4 protein-coding genes are annotated in these 3,118 nt (G+C 71.1%); 3 read left to right on the plus strand and 1 reads right to left on the minus strand.

Features of this window, described 5'->3' with window-relative positions; translation table 11 throughout:
- Positions 1–100: 100 nt before the first annotated feature.
- Positions 101–406: a PAS domain-containing protein gene (locus ACLEQD_RS40175; protein WP_410391230.1), complete on the minus strand. Its 306-nt coding sequence runs from the start codon at positions 404–406 to the stop codon at positions 101–103.
- 303 nt (positions 407–709) lie between these two features.
- Here ACLEQD_RS40175 and ACLEQD_RS40180 point away from each other — a divergent pair, with 303 nt between their 5' ends.
- The 3 genes from ACLEQD_RS40180 to ACLEQD_RS40190 form a co-directional block, all read left to right on the plus strand.
- On the plus strand, positions 710–988 hold the full coding sequence (locus tag ACLEQD_RS40180; protein ID WP_410391231.1) for a PqqD family protein: 279 nt from the start codon (positions 710–712) through the stop codon (positions 986–988).
- A 570-nt stretch (positions 989–1,558) separates the two neighbouring features.
- Entirely contained in the window at positions 1,559–2,182 is a 624-nt protein-coding gene (locus tag ACLEQD_RS40185; protein WP_410391233.1) for a hypothetical protein, read from the plus strand.
- The coding region (locus ACLEQD_RS40190; protein WP_410391234.1) for an MFS transporter at positions 2,179–3,118 on the plus strand (940 nt) is incomplete at its 3' end. The genes ACLEQD_RS40185 and ACLEQD_RS40190, both read left to right, overlap by 4 nt.

Below are 3,118 nucleotides of genomic sequence, written 5' to 3' on the forward strand. Positions count from 1 at the left end.
CCCCCCAGCTCCGCCAGCCGCCGCAGCACCATGCGGCGCCGCACGCGGCAGGTCACGTCGCGCACCTGCACCACCCAATCCCGGGCGTGCGGATGCACCGTCAACTCCACGCGCACCCCGCCGTCCCCGACGTGCAGCCACGCCTCGTAGGTGCCCGCCACCGGCGCCGTGCCCAGCCGCCGCGCGAGCCGGTCCGCCGGGTCCTCCAGCGGCCCGGCTCCCACAAGAGCGCCGTCACCGGCTGTCCCACCAGCAGCTCGCGCGCGACGCCCGTCAGGCGCGACATGGCGGCGTTCGCGTGCACGAGCAGGCCGTCCCGAAGCACGAACACGCCCAGGGGCATGTCGTCGAAGAGGCGGTACACCGCCCCTGGCTCCTCGGAAACCGTCCCCACCCGACGGTTCATGCGCTCAGTGCTCCTCACCCCTCCACCTTCGCACCCCTGGCCCCCCGCGGTGAAGCCACCCCCGCCCGCGAATCGCCCACCAGCGCACAACAGCCAGCCCCTCCCTGGCGCGATGCGGCGTCTCAAGACCTGGCACGTCCGCAAACCCTCTCATGAGTCCCCAACCCAAATCTTTACATGTATTGACAGGGTTGATTGGAGTCTCTAGAAACATGGAATTGTAGCAACGCGGCTTGAACCGGATTCCAACGCCTCTCGCTTCCGCCAGGAATCCCGGGGGCCGCGCCTTCGAAGGGGGATGTCTTGAACCTGCCCCACGCGACTTCCGGCGTCATCATCCAGCAGCAGGACGGAGCCTTCTTCCTCCTGGACACCGAGGGCGGAGAGGTCTTCCGGGTCAACGAGACCGCGGCGCGCATCTTCGAGCTGTGCCAGGGCGGCACGTCCCTGGACGGGGCGGTGGCGTCGCTGGCGCTCCGGCTGGGCGCCGCGGGCCAGGAGGAGGCCATCCGCGCGGACGTCCAGCGCACCGTGACGCAGTTCCAGGAGCTGGGGCTCTGCGAGCCCACGCGTTCCGTCTGACTTTCCGCCGTCCGCTGAAGCGCCTTTTCCCCTCGTGAGAGGGACAGGCCGGGTCATGCCCTGGCCTTTGGGAATCCCGTGTCCCCGGGTCGCCCCGGGTGCGCGTGATGCCAGACGTGAGACGTCTCACGGCTGGAATGAAGCACCGGTGTGTTGGCAGGCAATGTCAGACCCCCTGTCCACACTCCGCCATGCTTCACCGCAGTGGCAGTGAACGCAGCAATCCATCCCAGGAGAAACACCATGTACATCCAGTCCGAGATCGTCCGCGTGTCCGCGTCGTCCGACAAGTGCACCTGCTCCAACGGCATGGTCCTCACCTCGACCACCGTGCGCGCGGAGTAGTCGCTCCCGCCGTCTGACTCGAAACCCAAACATCAACTCCAGGAGAACCACCATGTACATCCAGTCCGAGATCGTCCGCGTTTCCGCCGCCAGCGACAAGTGCACCTGCTCGCTCGGCATGGGCACCGTGGTCGTCGCCGCGGAGTAACGCGTTTCATGGCCGGGAGGAGGTCCGCAGCACTCCTCCCGGCTGTGTCTTTCCTCGCGCCCCGACCCTGCCCGCCCATGCTGCCCGCATCCACGCAGTTGTTGCTCTTCACCCAGGCGGACGTCGGCGGACACGCGCTCTTTCGCGTCGTGCCCGTGGAGGTGTCCGTGCGCCCCGGCCAGGGACGGCTGTGGACGGACGTGTCGCGGGGCAATGCCTTCACCCCCGCGTGGCAGGACCACGCGCGCCACCTGGCCGCGGTGGGCCGCGCGCGCTACGCGCTGCCGTGGGAACAGACGGACCTGCACGTCTCGCCGCGCGGCCGGAACGTGACGCTGGATGGCAGGAGCGCGTCGCTGCCGCTGTTCGTCGCGTGGGTGGCGCTGCTCGCGGGGCTGCCCTTGCCGTCGCCCTTCCTGGGCACGGGCGTGGCGCTGGAGGCGCATGGGGAAAAGCTCGCGCCCGCGCCGCGCGAGTTCCTCCAGGGGAAGCTGGGCGTGGCCCAGTCCTACGTGACGCAGGTGTTTCCGCGGGCGGGGAGGGTGGCGGTGTTCGTGCCGGAGGGCAGCGGGTTCGACCCGGCGCCCCTGACGGCGCTGGACGTGCGGCCGGTGCCCACGCTCACGCAGGCGGTGGACGCGGTGCTGGGGCTGAAGCGTCACGCCCATGGGGCCGGCGACGGGGAAGGGGTGGGGGGATGATCCGCCAGGGTGCCGGGGCCCTCCGGGAGATGTACGGGCTGACGCGGGGGCTGGGGAACCTGCGGGTGATGCTGGGCTCGGGGCTGCTGGGCATGGCGGCCTCCGGCCTGCTCAACCCGGTGATGCCGTTGTACCTGCGCTCGCGCGGGCTGGGCTTCCAGGCGATTGGCGCGCTCTACACGGTGGGGGCGCTCCTGCCCATCTTCGTGCAGCCGGTGCTGGGGGCGCTGTCGGACCGCCATGGGCGCAAGCCCTTCGTGGTGGGCCTGTCGCTCGTCACGTCGCTGATGGTGCCGGCAGTGGCGCTGGTGGACGACCCGCAGCCGCTCGCCGCCGTGATGATCCTCAAGATGCTGCTGTCGCGCAGCGCGGCGCCCGTGTCCAACGCGATGGTGGCGGACTTCGCGCCCGCGCGGCAGCGCGCCACCCTCTTCGCGCTGCTGGACGCGACGTCGAACCTGGTGTTCGTCGCGGCGCTGTTCGCGTCCTCCGCCGTCATCCGCGCGCTGTCGGTGGCGGGCACCTTCTTCCTGGCGGGCGGCCTGTTCCTCGCGGGCAGCCTGCTCTTGCTGGGGCTGGACGAACCGGCGCGGCCTCCGCGCCCGGAGGCCGCGCGGGGGGGAGCGGGCGCGGGCTGGAGGCTCGCGTTCCGGGGGCTGCTGTCGCCCTTCACCTACGTGAAGGACCGGCCGGGCGCGGCGGCGCTGTTCCTCTGGCAGTTCTTCTTCACCTTCGCGCTGGCGCTGTTCCCCACGTACCTGCCGCTGTACGCGGTGGAGCTGGGCGCGCCCCGGGAGGCGGTGGGTCCGCTGGTGGCGGCGTCGTGGCTGACGTACGCGTTCGCGCAGCCCTTCGGTGGGCGGCTGTCGGACCGGATGTCCCGGCGCGTGGGGCTGATTGCGCCGGGCCTCGCGGGCATGGCGGTGCTGGCCGCGG

The organism is Corallococcus sp. 4LFB, assembly GCF_046520365.1.
Taxonomy (GTDB): domain Bacteria; phylum Myxococcota; class Myxococcia; order Myxococcales; family Myxococcaceae; genus Corallococcus; species Corallococcus caeni.